This window comes from Shewanella ulleungensis (genome assembly GCF_014648315.1).
Taxonomy (GTDB): domain Bacteria; phylum Pseudomonadota; class Gammaproteobacteria; order Enterobacterales; family Shewanellaceae; genus Shewanella; species Shewanella ulleungensis.
On the sequence record NZ_BMQW01000002.1, the window covers coordinates 22,069 to 40,384 of the forward strand.

Here is an 18,316-nt window from a genome sequence, read left to right on the forward strand (position 1 = left end):
GAATGATCAACGATCCTCATTTTGAGAGAGAGCAAGACAAGTACGACAACCCTATTCCTAGCCGCGAGTATATTTTAGAATACTTGCGCGCGCAAAAGTCTCCTGTTACCCGTGACAAAATAGCTGAAGCATTAAAAATAACCGAAGAAGAGCCATTAGAGGCCCTTCGTCGTCGCTTGCGTGCTATGGAACGAGACGGTCAATTGGTATTTACTCGAGGCCAAAGTTACGGCCTACCTGAGCGCATGGATTTGTTGTCTGGTAGTGTCATTGGACATCGTGATGGCTTTGGTTTTTTCAAGCCAGACGAGGGTGGCGATGACTTATTTATAAATAACCGTGACATGCTGATGTATTTTCATGGTGATAAAGTATTGGCTCAAAAAGCAGGTACTGATCGCCGTGGGCGTCGGGAAGCACGCATTGTGCGCTTAGTACAAGAGCGAACTGCTGCACTCGTTGGCCGTTACCATGTTGATGGTGGTATGGGTTTCGTTGTTGCTGATGACCGCCGTATTACTCAAGAAATTTTAATCGATAACAACGACCGTAATGGTGCTAGAGCTGGCGATGTTGTTGTGGTTGAACTAACCCGTCGTCCCGGGCGTTTTGTTAAAGCTGCTGCAAAAGTGACTGAAGTACTGGGTAAAACCATGGCGCCAGGTATGGAAATCGAAATTGCATTGCGTAATTACGACTTACCGCATACTTGGTCCGCAATTATCGAGAAAAAGTTAAAACGTATTCCTGACGAAGTCACTGAAGAAGATAAACTCGGTCGTGTTGATTTACGTCATTTACCGCTTGTGACGATTGACGGTGAAGATGCGCGTGACTTTGACGATGCTGTATACGCTGAAGCTAAACCAAGTGGTGGCTGGCGTTTATGGGTCGCGATTGCAGATGTCAGTCATTATGTTAGAACCGATTCTGCACTGGATGTAGAAGCACGTTCACGTGGTAACTCGGTGTATTTCCCATCGCAAGTTATTCCAATGTTGCCAGAGAAAATATCTAACGGTTTATGTTCTTTAAAACCGCATGTAGACCGTCTATGTATGGTCGCAGAGATGACCATTTCTGCCGCGGGCAAGCTTTCTGGTACTAAGTTTTATCCAGCGGTTATGCACTCGCATGCACGTTTTACCTACACTCAAGTTGCCGACATGCTTGAAGGCGGCTCGATTGCACCTGAGCACGAAGCGTTATTCCCGCATTTATTGTGCTTACAATCGTTGTATTTAACCCTAGATGAACGCAGAGCCGAACGTGGCGCAATTGCGTTTGAAACATTGGAAACACAGTTCATTTTCAATGAAAATCGTAAAATTGATAAGATTGTGCCAAGAGGTCGTAACCAAGCACATAAAATCATTGAAGAGTGCATGATTTTAGCCAACGTAGCCTCTGCTAAGTTTGTTAAAAAGCATAAAGGTGAAGTGCTATATCGTGTACATGAAGCGCCATCTGAACAAAAACTAGCAAACTTTAAAGAGTTTTTAGCTGAGCGCGGGTTAAGCATGGATGGTGGTTTAGAGCCTACGCCCACTGATTACCAAAATATCATGTTGAAAATTGCAGATCGCCCAGACTTTGAACTCATTCAAGTGATGTTACTGCGATCAATGCGCCAGGCTATCTATAGTCCTGATAATGAAGGCCACTTTGGTTTAGCGTTAGAAGCTTATTCGCATTTTACCTCGCCTATTCGTCGCTATCCTGATTTGATTTTGCACCGGGTGATTAAATATTTACTCGCAAAAGAGCAAGGCGAGGTGAGTGATAAGTGGACTCAAGACGGCGGTTATCTCTACCAGATTGAAGAGCTAGATCTTTTAGGGGAAGAGTGTTCAACAACTGAGCGCCGAGCTGATGAAGCAACTCGTGATGTCAGTGATTGGTTGAAGTGCGAATACATGCAAGACCATGTTGGCGATACCTTTGAAGCCGTTATCGCATCGGTCACGAGCTTTGGCTTATTTGTCCGTCTAAATGAGTTATTTATTGATGGATTAGTGCATATTTCAAGTCTAGCCAGTGATTACTACCAATTTGACCAAATGCGTCAACGATTAATTGGTGAGAATACTCGCCAAGTCTATCAAGTCGGTGACGAAGTCACGGTTAAAGTTGCCGCAGTAAATTTAGACGACCGCCAAATTGATTTATTAATGGTAGGTGACAACAGTAAAGGTGCGGGTAAAACTGCGCGTAAAGGCAGCAAGCCCACAACGGCTCGCCAACGTGTCAATGCTGAAGGGGCTAAATTAGCTCGAGGTAAACCTGTTGCTAAATCAGATAAGCCTAAATCTGACAAAACCAAGTCAGATAAACCTAAAACCAGTAAACGTCGCTCAAGTGGCAAGGCTTCGTCGCCAGCAGCAAAACCTGCAATTGCTAAGAAATCGACTGCCGGTGAAAAAAAGGCTGATGTTGCCAACTCAAATGCTAGTGTTAAGAAAACCCCTGCCAAGCGCAGCAAGAGAAAGTAATTAAATGAAAAAACAAGATACCATTTTTGGCATTCATGCCGTTCAAGCCTTATTAGCAAATAGCCCAGAGAGAGTCATTGAATTGTGGTTATTACAAGGCCGTGATGACGAGCGTTTAATGCCATTAATTCAAACCGCTTCAGAGTTTGGTACTACGTTACAACGTGCAGCTCGTAAAGTGTTAGATGAAAAAGCCGGTAGCTCACAACATCAGGGAATTGTGGCTCGTGTTAAAGCGACTAAACCATTAACTGAAAATGATTTAGACGCGTTATTAGATAAAACTGACGTACCGTTTTTATTGATATTAGACGGTGTAACCGATCCGCATAATTTAGGTGCGTGCTTACGTAACGCCGATGCAGCCGGTGTACATGCTGTTATCGTGCCTAAAGACAATTCAGTAGGGCTTACCTCTACCGTGAGCAAAGTGGCTTGCGGTGCGGCTGAAATAATTCCGTTATTTCAGGTGACTAACTTAGCTCGCACTATGCGCCATCTTCAAGATAAAGGTGTGTGGATTGTAGGGACTGCAGGTGAGGCTGATGGCAATGTTTATCAAGCTGATTTAAAAGGCCCATTAGCGATTGCTATGGGGGCAGAAGATAAAGGTTTACGCCGCTTATCACGCGAAAGCTGCGATTCATTAGTATCTATCCCAATGTCTGGCAGTGTATCAAGCCTTAACGTGTCTGTTGCAACAGGCATTTGTTTATTTGAAGCAGTAAGGCAACGTTTAGGCGTTTAAGCAATTTGTGCAAATAAAAACGGCGATAATAATCGCCGTTTTTTTATGCTTGAATACTTTTTATGTTTGAATGCTATCGTCGACTCATCTCGTTATCAACGTCTTCATCATCAATATCTTCTTTATCAATGTGGTCATTTTCGTCATCCATTGTATTGGCATAAGCAGCGTTATAGTCCGGTTGATCTTCTGCGTCATCTTGCTCATCGTCAATGATATCGTCGAGTCTATCAAAGGCATCATCAGCTGGATAAATCATCTGTTCGTTAACCATTTCAATATTAACCCTTGGATCCAGAGATGCTGCTAGTGGTGAGCTGACTAGGTCACCGCCTGCCATCACATAATCACCTGTGGAGTGTTGTTCTGCTTTCTGACGAAGATTAACCCACATTAACCTTGCTAATAAGGTAAATGAACATATTGCCATAAAACCATAGAGCATTTGATCTCCGAGTACCTGCATGAGCCCAGATGCGAGTAATGGGCCAATACTGGCACCAATACCAAAGGTCACCAATATGGTGGCAGATAAACCGACTCGCTCGTGTTGTTCTACCCGAGAGTTGGCTAATGCAGTCGCTAATGGATATAGAGTAAAGGCCAGTATGCCAAACAAGCTGGTGAGTATGAGCGAGTAAACTGAATGAAACGGCACTATGGTAATAATTAATACGAGCACGCCAAGTAACCCACAATTAATTCTAATCAGTAGGCTGCGCGAAATAATATCCGACAATTTACCCATTGGCCATTGTGCTAATAGGCCTGCAAAAATAGTGCAAGACATATACATCGCGACATGTTCAGGATCGATCCCTTTTGAGGTGGCATAAGAGGGAGCAAGACCATAAAAACAACCGACGATCATGCTTCCCAATGCAATCGTTGATAATGCTTGTGGTGCACGTTGCCAAAAATGGCCCATTTTTAATGGCGCTGGCGTCAGTGGCTCTGGGTGGATCCTGCGAGTGATAGAAATCGGTACAATACACAGTGCAAAACAAATAGCGATTAACAACAGTGGTTCAATGCCCAGATCAGGATATAAACTAATTGCTCCCTGACCCGCCATTAATCCAAGATAAGAGACAATCATATAGCTAGCAAATACGGTGCCGCGCTGGTTGGTTTCTGCTTGCTCGTTTAACCAGCTTTCTAAAACCATATATTGGCACATCATTCCCATGCCGACAGCAAGACGTAATATTAACCATACGGTTAAGTTGTCAATCAGTGCGTGGCCCAACGCAGAAGCTGTAACAATTCCGGCACAGGCGACAAAAGCACGAATATGGCCCACTTGTGCTATCAGTTTATGGCCCACTTTAGACCCACAGACTAGGCCAACATAGTAGGCAGACATCATGCCGCCTATCCATATTTGAGGCACATTCATATTCGTTAGGCTTAAGCCTAAATAAGTGGTGAGTAAACCAGCAGCGAGCACCATCAAAAAAGTGGTGCTATATAATGATGCAAAACTGCGTAGCGGGCTGTCCATAACTGCGCCTCGATAGTTTCAGTAAAGCCTATGCAGCTTACTAAATGAATGGCTTGTTTCGCTTCATTTTAATTAAACTAAATAACCTGAGTGTGGGTTAATAGACGCCTTTAAACATCCCTTTGTCCTACTAACGGCGTTAGCTATTGATGCGTCAATTAGCCTTGTTAGTAAAAATGACAAGCTTGAAAATGAGTTTAAGTTAACGTATTGATTTTCAATGTCGTTAACTCATCCCTTTTCTCAGGTTAGGTTAAATAATTATTGAAACGTATATAACAAGTTGAAAGTCGTCACTGTATCGGTATTTTTACTGTCTTCTGGGACCACCTCAGTGTACTTGATGTTCATGCCAATTTTAAATGCCCAATCTTGAATAAAGGTATTTTTATAGCTCATATCAAGGGTTAACGTATTGTTGTCTAAACCGGTTTCGGCAGTCACGTCGGCATTAAAGCTGGTATATTCTTGCAATTTTACTGTGTATTTTGCTGCTGAACGGATAATGACATCACGATTTTCATCTGGAAAAGGCTCTTCGGTACTCGCTTGGGGTTGGTCGTAACGATAACCGGGGCCAGCTTCAAGGCTGAGTTTAGTTTTGTTGTTTTTAATTAAATCAAAACCATAACCGCTTGATATAGTGGTAATACGAGTATATGAGCCAAATTCGTTCCAAGTAAATTCGCCACGGCCGAATACATAACCTCGGTCTAACTTATAGTTTGACTGTAAAAACAGTTCATACTTTTCTGCGGTCGACTCACTACCATCGGCTGCATAGTAAGCTTTGACTGTCGCCTCTTGCTTTGTTTTTAACGTGTCATAAGTTAAATAAGTACGGCCGTTGAAGTTTTTAGTTTCGTTGTTACCGCTGTTTAGTTGTAAACCAGCTTCAACCTCGGCATTAAAACTCGTCGTCGGTTCTTGATAATCAGGTGGAACTAAAGCCCATGCTGGAGCAGACAATAAGAAGAGGAAGCATGTAGTAACTAAATTTTTTATGGTCATCATTAAATTGCTTTATTCTGTGATGGCGTAAACGCAAGGTTTTTGACTGCCGACATCATACCTGCAATCAAGTTTGCTGAAAAGAGAGTTATTACTTGAGTTTCAGTCTATGTTTATGTATTATCGCGCGCTCAAATCAGTCACTTTAATTCGTTCCTTGCCTCCACATTGGTCTGACTGAGCCAGAAAAGAGGCTACTTAACCGTAAGGAGCAATAAATGCGTCATTACGAAATCGTATTTATGGTTCACCCAGATCAAAGTGAACAAGTCCCAGGTATGATTGAGCGTTACACCGGTGTTATCACCGCTGCTAACGGTACAATTCACCGTTTAGAAGATTGGGGCCGTCGTCAATTGGCATACCCAATTCAAGACCTACATAAAGCTCACTATGTTCTTTTGAACGTAGAAGCATCTGCAGAGTCTATCGAAGAGTTAGAAACAGCTTTCCGTTTCAACGACGCTGTTCTGCGTAACATGGTAATGCGCACTAAAGTTGCCGTTACTGAAGCTTCTCCTATGGCTAAAGCAAGAGACGAACGTGATTCACGTCGTTCACCTTCTGATGACCGTAGCAATGAAGAAGAAAGCGCTGAAGAAAACGCTGAATAATTTATTCTGTGAATAACCACTTAACCTTGTTTGGTACGGTTACCCGAACTAAACGATTAAACAGCCCTAGCGGGATAAACCATACGGTTATTACGGTAGAGCATAAATCACAACGCTATGAAGCAGAGTTATTACGAAACGTATACTGCATTATACAGGTGATTTTAAGTGGTCCACGCTTTAATAGCGTAACAGATAAATTACAAGCAGGTGTGCAAGTTGAAGTAGAAGGGTTTCTTTCACTACAACAAGGACGAAATGGTCAAAACCGTTTAGTTTTGCATGCTGAAAATGTCGAATTGAAAACTTAGGAGACTGTCAAAATGGCACGTTATTTCCGTCGTCGCAAGTTCTGCCGTTTCACCGCTGAAGGTGTTGCAGAGATTGATTACAAAGATATCGTTACTTTAAAGAACTACATCACTGAAAGCGGCAAGATTGTTCCTAGCCGTATCACTGGTACTAGTGCTAAATACCAACGCCAACTAGCTCGCGCTATCAAGCGTGCTCGTTATCTTTCTCTACTGCCATATACTGATTTACATCAGTAATATTGCAGTATTAATTCCTAATCGAATAAAGAGGATTTGATAATGAACGTTATTCTGCTAGATAAAGTTGCAAACTTAGGTAGCTTAGGCGACCAAGTTTCTGTTAAAGCTGGTTATGCTCGTAACTTCCTTTTACCATATGGTAAAGCGGTTGTAGCAAACGCAGCAAACACTGAAGTATTTGAAGCTCGTCGTGCTGAATTAGAAGCTAAATTAGCTGCTGAATTAGCTACTGCGACTGCACGTGCTGAAAAATTAACTGCATTAGAATCAGTTGTTATTGTTTCTAAAGCAGGTGATGAAGGTAAATTATTCGGTTCAGTTGGCAACCGTGATATCGCTGATGCAGTTACTGCAGCTGGCGTTGAACTTGCTAAATCTGAAGTCCGTTTACCTTTAGGTGCTTTACGCACTACTGGTGACTTCGAAGTTGAAGTACAAGTACACGCAGAAGTTAAAGCAGTAGTTAAAGTTTCTGTTGTTGCAGAAGCTTAATTACCTTTAGCTCCATAAAAGAACACCGCCTCAGGGCGGTGTTTTTTTATGGGCGATTTTTATACTATTCAATGTCAGAATTGCTATGTTTAGTTTTTTAACGCCTACGATGCCATTGTTAATAGGCTTTAGTGTAGAAAAACTAACAATTATTTCCTTCAATCTTTTATCGCTTCAATAAAGTGATTTTCACGGTATGGCTATACTTTTTATTGAAATGAACACCTTGCGATGCTCATTCCATATAGATTGTTTATCGATCATTCGACTTCTGATAATTGCTTTTCTTCAGCATCATTTACCGCTTGGTTCGATACTTTATCTTCTTCAACTTTAAGTTTTGCTTTTAACTTTAAATTGCTTGTAGATATTTCGGTATCAGCTTTCTTTTGTTTGTCCGCTTGAGCTGTGGCTTCAGTCGTATTACCAGTTAAGGATTCAACTGTTACTTCATTAGATATTTCGGTTTCTACTGTAGTTAGCTCTTCAGTAATTTTTTCTGTAGAAATGTCGGTTGTAGATGAAGTATCTGATGTGACATTAACGGCTTTGTTAGTAACGACTTTTTTTGGCGCTTCGGCTGCAACTTCAGTTTTCGCTTCGGTAACTGCTTCAGTTGTCGCTTCAGTTGTCGCTTCGGCTGCTGCTTCAGTTGTCGCTTCGGCTGCTGCTTCAGTTGTCGCTTCGGCTGCTGCTTCAGTTGTCGCTTCGGCTACTGTTTTAGTTGTCGCTTCGGCTACTGTTTTAGTTGTCGCTTCGGCTACTGTTTTAGTTGTCGCTTCGGCTACTGTTTTAGTTGTCGCTTCGGCTACTGTTTTAGTTGTCGCTTCGGCTACTGTTTTAGTTGTCGCTTCGGCTACTGTTTTAGTTGTCGCTTCGGCTACTGTTTTAGTTGTCGCTTCGGCTACTGTTTTAGTTGTCGCTTCGGCTGCTGCTTCAGTTGTCGCTTCGGCTGCTGCTTTAGTTGTCGCTTCGGCTGCTGCTTCAGTTGTCGCTTCGGCTGCTGCTTCAGTTGTCGCTTCGGCTGCTGCTTCAGTTGTCGCTTTGGCTGCTGCTTCAGTTGGCGCTTTGGCTGCTGCTTCAGTTGATGTGTCGATAGCAACTTCAGTTAGTGCTTCGATAGCATTTTCAGTTGGCTCGCCGGTAGGCTCTTCTATTGTGTTTTCGGTTTGAGCTTCTAGTGAAGCTTCAATTGGTGTTTCCGTTATCATTTCTGTCGCAATGATAGTGGTCGTAGTCGTCACATCTGGTATGTCTGAGTTTCTTGTAAGTGCTAATTCTTTAATTAAGTTATCTGCGTGGTCTACTTTGTCCATCATCCATAGTATGTAACGAATGTCGACGTGAACCGCGCGGGTGATGGTTGGGTTAAAGAACCAGTCTTTAGTGATGGCTTCGTAGGTTGAGTCGAAGTTAAGCCCGACCAATTCACCTCTACCATTAAATACTGGCGAACCTGAGTTACCACCGGTAGTGTCTGCGCTGGATAAAAAGTTAACCGGCACAGAGTTGAAATCTGCTGGTTTGTCTAAACACGACATAAACTGACAGCTGCTCTGTTGCTTATATACAGATGTGACACGATGATCACCTAAATCACCTGATTTAATGGCGGCCAATAATTTAGCTGGAACATTATAAGGTTCTTTACCGGTGTGCTTTGCCATTAACCCTTCTAAGCGGGTAAAAGGTTGTTTATAGGTGGCATCTTTAGACAGATAACCATCAACCATGCCATAAGTGATACGTAAGGTTCGGTTTGCATCTGGGTAAACCGGCCAATTATTAGACTTGTAATAGTCAATAATAGCTTTCATGTATTCAGGGCGTGCAGATGAGAGCTTACCGTCGAGTATTTTTTCACGTTTCTCTAACGCCATATTGGTGTCGTAGATTGCAACAGCTAAGCGGATAAATGGATCTTCACTGGTTTCAAAATCTAAGGCTGTTTTTTTCATCCAAGCAAGACGCTTGGTTTGGTCTGTGAGCTCTGTTAATGCATACAAGGCTTCAACTTTAATTTCTAGGGCTTCAAAGTTGTCGGTAATACTTAGTGCGCTATCAAACACTTCATTTCTCAGCGGCTGTCTTACATACGCTTGTAAATCTTGTAACCAGAGCGTTTTATCAACAGCAGGATCGAAGCTGCTATCAATACGTCTTAGCGCTGCTTTAAACATTTTCATGTCTCTAAGCTGATATCCTGGTTCGCGTTTGTCGTTGGGTTTCTTTCTTTCTTTTGCTAAGCGATAAAGCTTACTTGCGGTATTGAGCATTTCGCTTGATTGGGCATTTTTAAAGAAGTAATTTGTTTGTGATTGTTCGTGTTGTTCAGCAAGTAATGCTTCAAGATTGCTAATCAAATCTTGGTTGGCGGTAGGGTCTTTTTTTAACCAGGCTAAAAAGTCATTTTCACGTTGTTGTTTAATACCGACAATATCGGTTGCATTAAATCCGTCTAATAGGCCATTGAACTTTTTCATGCGATTGGCCATTGATGCCATCGTACCGGCATATTTTAAGGCTATGTCTTTATCAATCGCACCCATAAAGTTGATGGTATCAATTTGTAATTGATAGCGTTTAGCGTAAGTAGGGTAAATCCAATCGCTGGCAAATTGCAATTCACTGGTAAGGTTATAACGGCTGGTTGAGCCTGGGTAACCAGCTACAAAAATACCGTCACCAGCTTTAACGCCGTCGGCGTTAATTTTTAGGTAGCTTTTAGGTTGATATGGCACATTATCTTTATTAAACGTAGCTGGCTTACCGTCTTTACCGACATAAGCGCGTAAAAAGGTAAAATCACCTGAATGGCGTGGGTATTCGTAATTGTCGATGTCGCCACCAAACCCACCGACCGTTTCTGGCGGGGCATAAACTAACCGTACATCGCGAATAATCAGTTTTTTTGTGAGGTAATACTCGAGGCCATGGTGAAAGTCATCGACTTCGCAGCGGTAGTTACTGTCGATTTCACATTCTTTCACTAATGCTTTGCTATTAGTTTGGATCTGTTCGAAACGGGTTAACGGTTCATCACTTAAATTAGCGAGCACTTTTTCCGTGACGTCGGTCACTTCTTCAGTAATATAAAGGCGTTCATTCGGCCCCGCCGATGGCTCTTCTGCTTGGGTGTGCGCTAGAAAGCCATTTGCCAAATAATTATGTTCTTTTTTGCTGTTATATTGGATACCACGATAGGCACAATGATGGTTTGTGACAACTAGGCCTTGGGGCGATACAAAACTGGCGGTACAATAGCCCAAGCTAACGACGGCGTTCATTGGGTATTGTCCTAAATCTGCAAGCTGAGATGCAGGAATATCAATGCCACGTTGTTGTAATTTGTCGGCAATAGACAGCATCTGGTAAGGCTGCCACTGTCCTTCATCAGCATAAGCAAAACAGGATGTCAGCATTAATGCTGCAACAAGTGCGATACGCATGTATTTTCCTTAAATTAATAATTTATTAACCGTTGACTGAGGTGTCGTTTTCATTCTAAATGACAGCAATTTAAGCTTAGACACGGTGTTATACCATATTTTATAAAGTCGTTGTAAATTGGGAGCGTTAATGTCACAACAAGGTGCTTTTAAAGCCAGAAATAGGCAAAAAGATGCAGAAGTAAATGCATTAAAACTGCCTCCACATTCGATTGAGGCTGAACAGTCCGTTTTGGGCGGCTTGATGCTCGATGCTGAAGCGTGGGACCGTGTTTCTGAAGCGGTTGTGCCTGAAGATTTTTATTCTCGCTCACATCGAATGATTTTTAATGCGATGCAAAAGTTAATGGAGTCTGGGCAGCCGCTCGACTTAATTACCGTATCTGAGCAGCTCGAAATAGAAGACCAATTAGACGACGCTGGCGGTTTTGCTTATTTAGGCGAAATCGCTAAAAACACCCCTAGTGCCGGTAATATTTTATCTTATGCTGATATCGTGCGTGAACGAGCCGTTGTTCGGGATATGATTGGGGTAGCACATGAAATTGCTGATGCCGGTTATAACCCAGAAGGTCGAGATTCAAGTGCGTTGTTAGATTTAGCCGAAAGCAAAGTTTTCAAAATTGCCGAAATGCGTACAAACGCTAATGAAGGCCCTGAAAACATCAAAAGTATTCTTGAAAAAACCGTCGATAAAATCGAACAGCTTTACAACAACCCACATAATGGTGTCACTGGCGTATCAAGTGGTTTTGGCGATTTAGACAAAATGACTGCTGGTTTCCAAGCGGGCGATTTAATCATTGTTGCGGCTCGTCCATCTATGGGTAAAACCACTTTTGCGATGAACTTGTGTGAACAAGCCGCAATGAATGAAGATAAGCCTGTGCTTATTTTCAGTCTCGAGATGCCGTCAGAACAAATTATGATGCGTATGCTGGCTTCACTTGGCCGTGTTGATCAAACAAAAATCCGTACAGGTCAATTGGATGACGAGGATTGGGCGCGTGTGTCATCAACCATGGGGATTATGCTTGAACAAGGTAAAATGTACATCGATGATGGTTCAGGATTAACCCCAACCGAAGTGCGCAGTCGCGCTAGACGTATTGCCCGAGAGCATGGCGGTTTGTCGATGATAATGATCGATTATTTACAGTTAATGCAGGTGCCATCATTAAAAGATAACCGTACGTTAGAGATTTCAGAAATCTCGCGCTCGTTAAAAGCATTAGCAAAAGAGCTCGAAATTCCAGTTATTGCACTTTCACAGCTTAACCGCTCGTTAGAGCAACGTGCAGATAAACGTCCTGTTAACTCAGACTTACGTGAATCTGGCGCGATTGAGCAGGATGCCGACTTAATTATGTTTATTTATCGCGATGAAGTGTATAACGACAACTCTGAAGATAAAGGCACTGCTGAAATCATTATTGGTAAGCAGCGTAATGGCCCTATTGGTCGTGTGCGGTTAGTATTCCAAGGGCAATTCTCACGATTTGATAACTATGCAGGGCCTCAGTTTGAAGAAGATTAATTATTGATTATCAAATATTTAATTTTACTTCGCGGTTATTTACGATCTTCAGTTAGCGATATAATATTTTATTTTACTCGTAACCAGCGTCATGTTTTTATTGTTTAAATAAGGCTCCCTATTGAAACCGTTTCCTCGTGCAGAAATCAGCCGTTGCGCATTACAAAGTAATTTGGCGCAGCTGCGTCTTATCGCCCCTAAAAGTAAAATTATGGCGGTTGTAAAAGCCAATGGTTATGGCCATGGTTTGTTAAATGTGGCCGAAAGCGTCGGTATATTGAATTTTGTCGAAAGCGTTGGCAAATATCATGGTGGTGCAGATGGTTTTGGTTTAGCAAGACTTGAAGAAGCATTGCAGCTGCGAGCAGGCGGTGTTGAAGGTAAACTTCTATTATTGGAAGGCTTTTTTCGTCAATCCGACTTGCCAATACTGGTCACTCATAATATTGATACTGTGGTTCATCACGAATCACAGTTGCAAATGCTTGAGACAATTAAGCTTGATAAACCGGTAACCGTGTGGATAAAAATTGATACTGGCATGCATCGCATTGGTTTTACGCTGGATCAATTTGACAGTATTTATCAACGTTTATTGCAATGTCCACAGGTGGCTAAGCCTATTCACTTAATGACTCATTTTGCCTGCGCAGATGAGCCAGATAACAAGATGACGCAAACACAAATGAATGCGTTTGAAGAGCTCATAAGTGGTTTAGACGGTGATCGTACTTTGGCTAATTCAGCAGGTACATTATTTTGGCCATCGAGCCAGGCAGATTGGATTAGACCTGGGATCGCCCTTTATGGTGTATCTCCTGTTGTTGGCGATAAAGGCACAAATCATCGGCTTATTCCGGCAATGGAGTTAGTGTCTAATATTATTGCAGTGCGTGAGCACAAGGCCGGTGACAGCGTTGGCTACGGTGCATCTTGGACCGCCAAGCAAGATACTCGATTGGGTGTCGTTGCAATTGGCTATGGTGATGGCTACCCACGTAATGCCCCAGAAGGCACACCCGTTTGGATTAATGGCCGTAGAGTGCCAATTGTTGGCCGCGTGTCTATGGACATGTTAACGGTAGACCTTGGTGCTGATGCTCAAGATAAAGTAGGTGACAGCGTACAATTATGGGGTAAAGCATTGGCAGTTGAAGAAGTTGCTGAGCATATTGGCACTATTGCATACGAGCTAGTGACTAAATTAACCCCAAGAGTGTTGGTTGAGTTGCTCGATTAGCTGTTGATTGTTGTTTTTAGCGTAAATAAGCACATAAATGTTATAAAAAATGCCCAACTTATAGCAATAGTTGGGCGTTTTTATGCGTTCTTTAAGGTGTATGTGTTAATACAATACTTAAGCTGGACGTGGGCTAGTTGGCGTTATTTAGCATCTTCAAAACAAATTTCAATAAAAGCATTACCGTGCTCATGCGTAAAAGGCATCATAATTTTTTTGCCACGTGCTTTGTGAGAAATAGTATGGTTTTTACCTGACACCACAGCAGGTGTTGCCATATCAAAATCATAACCTTTTTCACTTAGTAGATTCTTAGCACCGCCAGTCACCATGTTGGTGATTTCACCAACTAAATCAGTGACTTCATCATTGATGATATTAGGTTTTTCACCTAGCATTTTATTCATAATTTCAAGAATTAAGCTTTGCTCAAAAGTAATAGACAGCGAGCCACGGGTTTTAGGTCCCACCATACCAATCAAGCCAGATACATCGCCTTTAGCAAGATCATGATTTTTTAGTTGGGGTTTACCGGGTTTAAGATCCATTGTCGCCATAGTTGAGATTACATTGATCAAAGAAACAAGAAATGGGTTAATGAATTCAACGTTCATAGGCAAAGATGTCCTTCTAGATTAAAAATACTAAATCAGTTTAATGTTAATTATCGGTGTTTACCCGGTATTATATCTGCATATTAGGTTAAATATGCACCGAACAATATTTAGGCTAATTCAAGTGAATACACACTATATCAGTAAAGTTAAATACACGTTAAAGCTTAGAACACAAAAATGAAATTGAAAGAGACATTGCTCGTAAAAGCAATTTTTATACAGGGATTTAATGTTGTAAAGACCTGTCAGTTCCATGTTCATCTATTGAAAGTGAGAACGAGCAAACCAAGATTATAAGTCGTTGCTGAGATGATAAACACATCCTTATCAGAAGAATATCTAATTAAGGTTTTTGGGCTGAAATGACATTATCAGCACTTGGTTTATGTTAATTAATCTGCTCCATTAAGGTTTGTGTGTTTATCGCTTTGGTAAAGAATCGTTGTCCTGTGTATAATCTCACATCAAAGGATTAGGGCTCATTCACCGATGCTCTATATACTGTAGCTCAATACTTTATGGTGCCTTTAAGGTTTCCCCATGCAATTAAAAACGTGTAAAAACAACCCAAATTACGAGTAAAATAATTCAGTGAATACAACGCCTAAGATAATGACCTCAACAGATACCCTCGATCGTACTTTTTCAATCGCGCCGATGCTGGATTGGACTGATCGTCACTATCGTTACTTTGCGCGGTTAATGTCTGCTAAGGCGCTACTTTATACTGAAATGGTGACAACTGGTGCGATATTACAAGGTAAGGGCGATTACTTAGCCTATAACACTGCTGAGCATCCATTAGCCTTACAATTGGGCGGGTCAAATCCTGTAGATTTAGCCGCATGTGCCAAATTGGCTGCTGATCGCGGTTATGATGAAGTCAATCTTAACGTAGGGTGTCCGTCAGATCGAGTTCAAAATGGTCGTTTTGGGGCTTGCTTAATGGCCGAACCTTCATTAGTTGCAGAGTGTGTTGATGCTATGAAGCAGGCTACTGATATCCCTATTACCGTCAAAACCCGTATTGGTATTGATGAGCAAGATAGTTATCAATTTTTAACCGATTTTATCGAGACAGTAAATGCTAAAGGGTGTACTGCTTTTACGATTCATGCACGCAAAGCATGGTTACAGGGGCTAAGCCCAAAAGAGAATCGTGAAATTCCTCCGTTGGATTATGAGCGTGTGTATCAATTAAAGCGTGACTATCCGCAGCTGAATATTAGTATTAATGGCGGAATTAAAACACTTGAAGAAGCAAAGTTACATTTAACGCAGTTAGACGGTGTGATGGTTGGTCGTGAAGCGTACCAAAATCCATATATTTTGGCGTTGGTAGATCAACAATTGTGTGGCCTTGATAGTCCTATTATTACGCGCGAACAAGTAATTGAGCAGATGATCCCCTACATTGAGGCACATTTAACCCAAGGTGGTCGTTTAAACCATATTACCCGTCATATGATTGGTTTATTCCAAGGGTTGCCAGGTTCTCGTGGTTGGCGTCGTCATTTAAGTGAAAATGCCCATAAACCTAACGCTGATATTAATGTAGTGCTAAATGCAGCTGAATTTGTGGATACCCAAGCATTAGCAGAGTCACAGGCTTAATTCGATTACCCATTTGCTCAACTCTCCTTTAAAAGCGCCTTTATTTAGGCGCTTTTTGCTTTCGATTATTCGTCATTAATATTGTTTTCTCTTTTACATTTCTTGTTGATTAAATGTACTAGTCATTTTCGCCAACTTGGTGGTTATTTTTACTATCTGTTGGTTTTTTGCTCTCGACGCTTTTATCTTTTATATTTGGCTTTAAATGTGAAAGTACTTATTTTTCAATGGTTTTTGTTGTGTTTTTAAAGTTGGCACGTAGATTGTAATACCTTTAGTGTAATCAACTAGACGGGTGTTTAGTTGCCATTAACCAACACAAGAAAGGATGCCATCATGTTTACATTAACTTCAAATAAATTAGTTCGTCGTACTGTTCAATTATCTATTGCTGCTGTTGTACTGGCTACTGCAAGTGTATCGGCTCAAGCAGATGAGATTTCGGTAAATAATACTCTTAATGCACTTGAGCAAAATATCACTCAAGCAAGCCAAGAAATGATTTCAACAGCTAAGCATGAGTTTATGTTGTCTGTGCAGACTCAAATTGCACAGCAAGTTTTTGAAATCAACTCAAGCTTTGCAGAAGTTACATTTGCTGAACCTGAATTGAACAAAACGGCAATTGCAGGCCAAACTGCAGAGAACAAGTAATGGATTGGGTGTTAAATATAGGCTTGGTGCTGCCGTTAATGTTGTTGCTATTAATGCCGGTAATCAGTTTTGCATTGTTTGCTACGTTAGTCGGCTGTGTGAGTCAGCGGGCTGATATGGCCAGATATTAATGACCAAGCTTAAGAGATAGCAGTAAGAGAAGTCTTTTATTAGCCATACGCAAATGATGAAAGTGGTCAATAAAACCAATACAGAATATCAATGTGCCAATAGGCAATGTTGCAGGAGATAAAAATATGAATCGTTTAATCAGTCGATTACAAGATGAAGCACGGATTGTGTGTGGTGTATCGGCTAACTTAGCAAAGCAATACGGTTGGTCGCTATTATGGACTCGTATTGTGACCATTGGCTTAGTTGTAACTAATCCGAGCATTAGCTTAGCTGCGTACTTTATTGTGGCTGTAGTGATGAGCCAAAAAACTTCACGCTTTTAATGTTCACCCCTTGTTAAGTTGTATGGGGTGAGCGGAGTAATTAACCCCGCGCTCTGATTGATGGTTATTTATTTAAAAAGGCTTTAAAACGATGTTTAGCCTCATCACTTTGTAAACGCTTGGCAAACTGCACGAGTTCTAATTTCATTTGAGCTTTTACTTGAGCCTGATTATGACGTAACAATTGTTTTGATGCTTGCATAGACAAAGGTGGTTGAGCCGCCAATTTTTTTGCTTGGGCTAGACTGAAACTAATTAATTCATCTGCGGCAACCACACGATTAATCAAATTTAATTTTGCAGCTGTTTCAGCATCAAATGCGTCACCTAATAAAATTAATTCAGCGGCTTTGTGTTGGCCAACGATCAGTGGCAACAATATACTTGAAGCCGCTTCTGGTACTAAGGCTAAATTGACAAAAGGCATTTGGAACTTCGCTTTATTGTCGGCATACACTAAGTCACAATGCAGCAATAAAGTAGTACCGATCCCGACTGCGGCTCCTGTTACTGCAGCCACGACTGGCTTTTTCAGATCCAGTAAACAAAACAAGAATTTAACCGTTGGATGATTATCATCTAATGCACCACTTTGCAGAAAATCTACGATATCATTACCAGAAGTAAAGCAGTCATGAGTACCATGAAACATAAAGGCACGAATGTCGTTGTCGGCTTCACCTTGGATCAGGTATTCTGTTAGCTGTTGATACATTTCTAGATTGAAGGCATTACGTTTTTCTGGACGATTAAAACCTATGATACGTACGCCTTGATCATCTCTTACCTGAATATAACTCATTCGTGATTTCCTATAGTGAATGCGAGTGTGGTTTACATGGAGTTTAAGACATTGAAAGTAATATTCAAACACCTGTTTAACTTTTTAGTGTTATCATCATTGTCATTCGCGGCATCTGCTAGCATTGTTCTTGTTGATGGACATGTCAGAGCTATGCCTGCGAGTGTGCCAAATACTGCAGCTTATTTTACGCTAGAAAACCATACAGCAAACGCAGTGAAGTTAGTTGCGGTCAATACTCGCGCAGCTAAAGAAGCACAGTTACATACGATCATTGAAGAAAATGGCATGGTGAAAATGCGCCAAGTTGACGGTTTTTCAATACCGTCTCATGGCTCGTTAACACTGCAACCTACTGGCGACCATGTCATGTTATTGTCGTTAACAGCCCCATTAGTAGTTGATGATAAAGTACCATTAGAATTAATTTTTGAAGATGGTCAGCAACTTATGATTGAGTTACCTGTCTTAAAGCAGGCTGCTCCTCAAGAAGGTGAGCAAGCTGACCATCATCACCATCATTAAGGAGT

17 protein-coding genes and 1 pseudogene are annotated in these 18,316 nt (G+C 41.5%); 13 read left to right on the forward strand and 5 right to left on the reverse strand.

The features are described 5' to 3' along the window. Positions 1–2: 2 nt before the first annotated feature. Together rnr and rlmB are read left to right on the forward strand one after the other, a co-directional pair. A complete protein-coding gene (rnr, locus tag IEY40_RS03880; RefSeq protein WP_188953569.1) occupies positions 3–2,492 on the forward strand; it encodes a ribonuclease R in 2,490 nt (829 codons plus the stop codon). 4 nt (positions 2,493–2,496) lie between these two features. Then, entirely contained in the window at positions 2,497–3,240 is a 744-nt protein-coding gene (rlmB, locus tag IEY40_RS03885) for a 23S rRNA (guanosine(2251)-2'-O)-methyltransferase RlmB (protein WP_188953571.1), read from the forward strand. 73 nt (positions 3,241–3,313) lie between these two features. Here the strand turns inward: rlmB and IEY40_RS03890 are convergent, their stop codons facing one another. Then, positions 3,314–4,744, reverse strand: coding sequence for an MFS transporter (locus IEY40_RS03890; RefSeq protein WP_188953573.1), 1,431 nt, complete (start codon positions 4,742–4,744; stop codon positions 3,314–3,316). Between the two features lie 261 nt (positions 4,745–5,005). Continuing rightward, positions 5,006–5,758 carry a DUF481 domain-containing protein gene (locus IEY40_RS03895; RefSeq protein WP_188953575.1) on the reverse strand — a complete coding sequence of 251 codons (753 nt, stop codon included), beginning with the start codon at positions 5,756–5,758 and terminating at the stop codon, positions 5,006–5,008. A gap of 215 nt (positions 5,759–5,973) precedes the next feature. Here IEY40_RS03895 and rpsF point away from each other — a divergent pair, with 215 nt between their 5' ends. Genes rpsF through rplI form a run of 4 tightly spaced genes read left to right on the forward strand, consistent with a single transcriptional unit; the run spans position 5,974 to position 7,415 of the window. Beyond that, the gene (rpsF, locus tag IEY40_RS03900; RefSeq protein WP_188953577.1) at positions 5,974–6,369 is read left to right on the forward strand and encodes a 30S ribosomal protein S6; all 396 of its coding nucleotides are present in this window, start codon (positions 5,974–5,976) and stop codon (positions 6,367–6,369) included. 8 nt (positions 6,370–6,377) lie between these two features. After that, on the forward strand, positions 6,378–6,680 hold the full coding sequence (gene priB / locus IEY40_RS03905; RefSeq protein ID WP_160052670.1) for a primosomal replication protein N: 303 nt from the start codon (positions 6,378–6,380) through the stop codon (positions 6,678–6,680). A 12-nt stretch (positions 6,681–6,692) separates the two neighbouring features. Beyond that, on the forward strand, positions 6,693–6,920 hold the full coding sequence (rpsR, locus tag IEY40_RS03910; protein WP_006083042.1) for a 30S ribosomal protein S18: 228 nt from the start codon (positions 6,693–6,695) through the stop codon (positions 6,918–6,920). Between the two features lie 42 nt (positions 6,921–6,962). Continuing rightward, on the forward strand, positions 6,963–7,415 hold the full coding sequence (gene rplI / locus IEY40_RS03915; RefSeq protein WP_188953579.1) for a 50S ribosomal protein L9: 453 nt from the start codon (positions 6,963–6,965) through the stop codon (positions 7,413–7,415). Between the two features lie 1,259 nt (positions 7,416–8,674). Here rplI and IEY40_RS03920 read toward each other — a convergent pair. Then, positions 8,675–10,864: pseudogene (locus IEY40_RS03920) on the reverse strand (S46 family peptidase); the annotation flags it as partial. A gap of 130 nt (positions 10,865–10,994) precedes the next feature. Between IEY40_RS03920 and dnaB the strand changes: the two are divergent. Both dnaB and alr read left to right on the forward strand, forming a co-directional pair. Further along, a complete protein-coding gene (gene dnaB, locus IEY40_RS03925; protein ID WP_160052665.1) occupies positions 10,995–12,401 on the forward strand; it encodes a replicative DNA helicase in 1,407 nt (468 codons plus the stop codon). 121 nt (positions 12,402–12,522) lie between these two features. Continuing rightward, positions 12,523–13,641: an alanine racemase gene (gene alr, locus IEY40_RS03930; RefSeq protein WP_188953583.1), complete on the forward strand. Its 1,119-nt coding sequence runs from the start codon at positions 12,523–12,525 to the stop codon at positions 13,639–13,641. 143 nt (positions 13,642–13,784) lie between these two features. Here the strand turns inward: alr and IEY40_RS03935 are convergent, their stop codons facing one another. After that, complete coding sequence (locus IEY40_RS03935; RefSeq protein ID WP_188953584.1) at positions 13,785–14,255, reverse strand: chemotaxis protein CheX; 471 nt, start codon at positions 14,253–14,255, stop codon at positions 13,785–13,787. Positions 14,256–14,870: 615 nt separating this feature from the next. Here IEY40_RS03935 and dusA point away from each other — a divergent pair. From dusA to IEY40_RS03950, 4 genes are all read left to right on the forward strand, one after another. Beyond that, positions 14,871–15,872, forward strand: a complete 1,002-nt coding sequence (gene dusA, locus IEY40_RS03940) for a tRNA dihydrouridine(20/20a) synthase DusA (RefSeq protein ID WP_188953586.1) — start codon at positions 14,871–14,873, stop codon at positions 15,870–15,872. Positions 15,873–16,208: 336 nt separating this feature from the next. Beyond that, positions 16,209–16,526 (forward strand): hypothetical protein, encoded by a 318-nt coding sequence (locus IEY40_RS03945; protein WP_188953588.1) that lies wholly within the window; start codon positions 16,209–16,211, stop codon positions 16,524–16,526. Beyond that, positions 16,526–16,657 (forward strand): hypothetical protein, encoded by a 132-nt coding sequence (locus IEY40_RS20245; protein ID WP_268244194.1) that lies wholly within the window; start codon positions 16,526–16,528, stop codon positions 16,655–16,657. The genes IEY40_RS03945 and IEY40_RS20245 overlap by 1 nt, the downstream gene beginning before the upstream one ends. Before the next feature lie 126 nt (positions 16,658–16,783). Continuing rightward, complete coding sequence (locus tag IEY40_RS03950) at positions 16,784–16,984, forward strand: PspC domain-containing protein (protein WP_188953590.1); 201 nt, start codon at positions 16,784–16,786, stop codon at positions 16,982–16,984. 64 nt (positions 16,985–17,048) lie between these two features. Here IEY40_RS03950 and IEY40_RS03955 read toward each other — a convergent pair whose 3' ends face one another. Further along, entirely contained in the window at positions 17,049–17,786 is a 738-nt protein-coding gene (locus IEY40_RS03955) for an enoyl-CoA hydratase-related protein (RefSeq protein ID WP_188953592.1), read from the reverse strand. Positions 17,787–17,822: 36 nt separating this feature from the next. On the opposite strand from IEY40_RS03955, the gene IEY40_RS03960 reads away from it, so the two are divergent. Next, a complete protein-coding gene (locus IEY40_RS03960; RefSeq protein WP_188953594.1) occupies positions 17,823–18,311 on the forward strand; it encodes a copper chaperone PCu(A)C in 489 nt (162 codons plus the stop codon). Positions 18,312–18,316: the final 5 nt, after the last annotated feature.

What these genes read in the sequence shown, in the direction of transcription:
- rnr (WP_188953569.1), top strand. Translation starts at nt 3, where the DNA reads ATGATCAACGATCCTCATTTTGAGAGAGAGCAAGACAAGTACGACAAC.
- rlmB (WP_188953571.1), top strand. Translation starts at nt 2,497, where the DNA reads ATGAAAAAACAAGATACCATTTTTGGCATTCATGCCGTTCAAGCCTTA.
- IEY40_RS03890 (WP_188953573.1), bottom strand. Translation starts at nt 4,744, where the DNA reads ATGGACAGCCCGCTACGCAGTTTTGCATCATTATATAGCACCACTTTT.
- IEY40_RS03895 (WP_188953575.1), bottom strand. Translation starts at nt 5,758, where the DNA reads ATGATGACCATAAAAAATTTAGTTACTACATGCTTCCTCTTCTTATTG.
- rpsF (WP_188953577.1), top strand. Translation starts at nt 5,974, where the DNA reads ATGCGTCATTACGAAATCGTATTTATGGTTCACCCAGATCAAAGTGAA.
- rpsR (WP_006083042.1), top strand. Translation starts at nt 6,693, where the DNA reads ATGGCACGTTATTTCCGTCGTCGCAAGTTCTGCCGTTTCACCGCTGAA.
- rplI (WP_188953579.1), top strand. Translation starts at nt 6,963, where the DNA reads ATGAACGTTATTCTGCTAGATAAAGTTGCAAACTTAGGTAGCTTAGGC.
- dnaB (WP_160052665.1), top strand. Translation starts at nt 10,995, where the DNA reads ATGTCACAACAAGGTGCTTTTAAAGCCAGAAATAGGCAAAAAGATGCA.
- IEY40_RS03935 (WP_188953584.1), bottom strand. Translation starts at nt 14,255, where the DNA reads ATGAACGTTGAATTCATTAACCCATTTCTTGTTTCTTTGATCAATGTA.
- dusA (WP_188953586.1), top strand. Translation starts at nt 14,871, where the DNA reads ATGACCTCAACAGATACCCTCGATCGTACTTTTTCAATCGCGCCGATG.
- IEY40_RS03945 (WP_188953588.1), top strand. Translation starts at nt 16,209, where the DNA reads ATGTTTACATTAACTTCAAATAAATTAGTTCGTCGTACTGTTCAATTA.
- IEY40_RS20245 (WP_268244194.1), top strand. Translation starts at nt 16,526, where the DNA reads ATGGATTGGGTGTTAAATATAGGCTTGGTGCTGCCGTTAATGTTGTTG.
- IEY40_RS03950 (WP_188953590.1), top strand. Translation starts at nt 16,784, where the DNA reads ATGAATCGTTTAATCAGTCGATTACAAGATGAAGCACGGATTGTGTGT.
- IEY40_RS03955 (WP_188953592.1), bottom strand. Translation starts at nt 17,786, where the DNA reads ATGAGTTATATTCAGGTAAGAGATGATCAAGGCGTACGTATCATAGGT.
- IEY40_RS03960 (WP_188953594.1), top strand. Translation starts at nt 17,823, where the DNA reads ATGGAGTTTAAGACATTGAAAGTAATATTCAAACACCTGTTTAACTTT.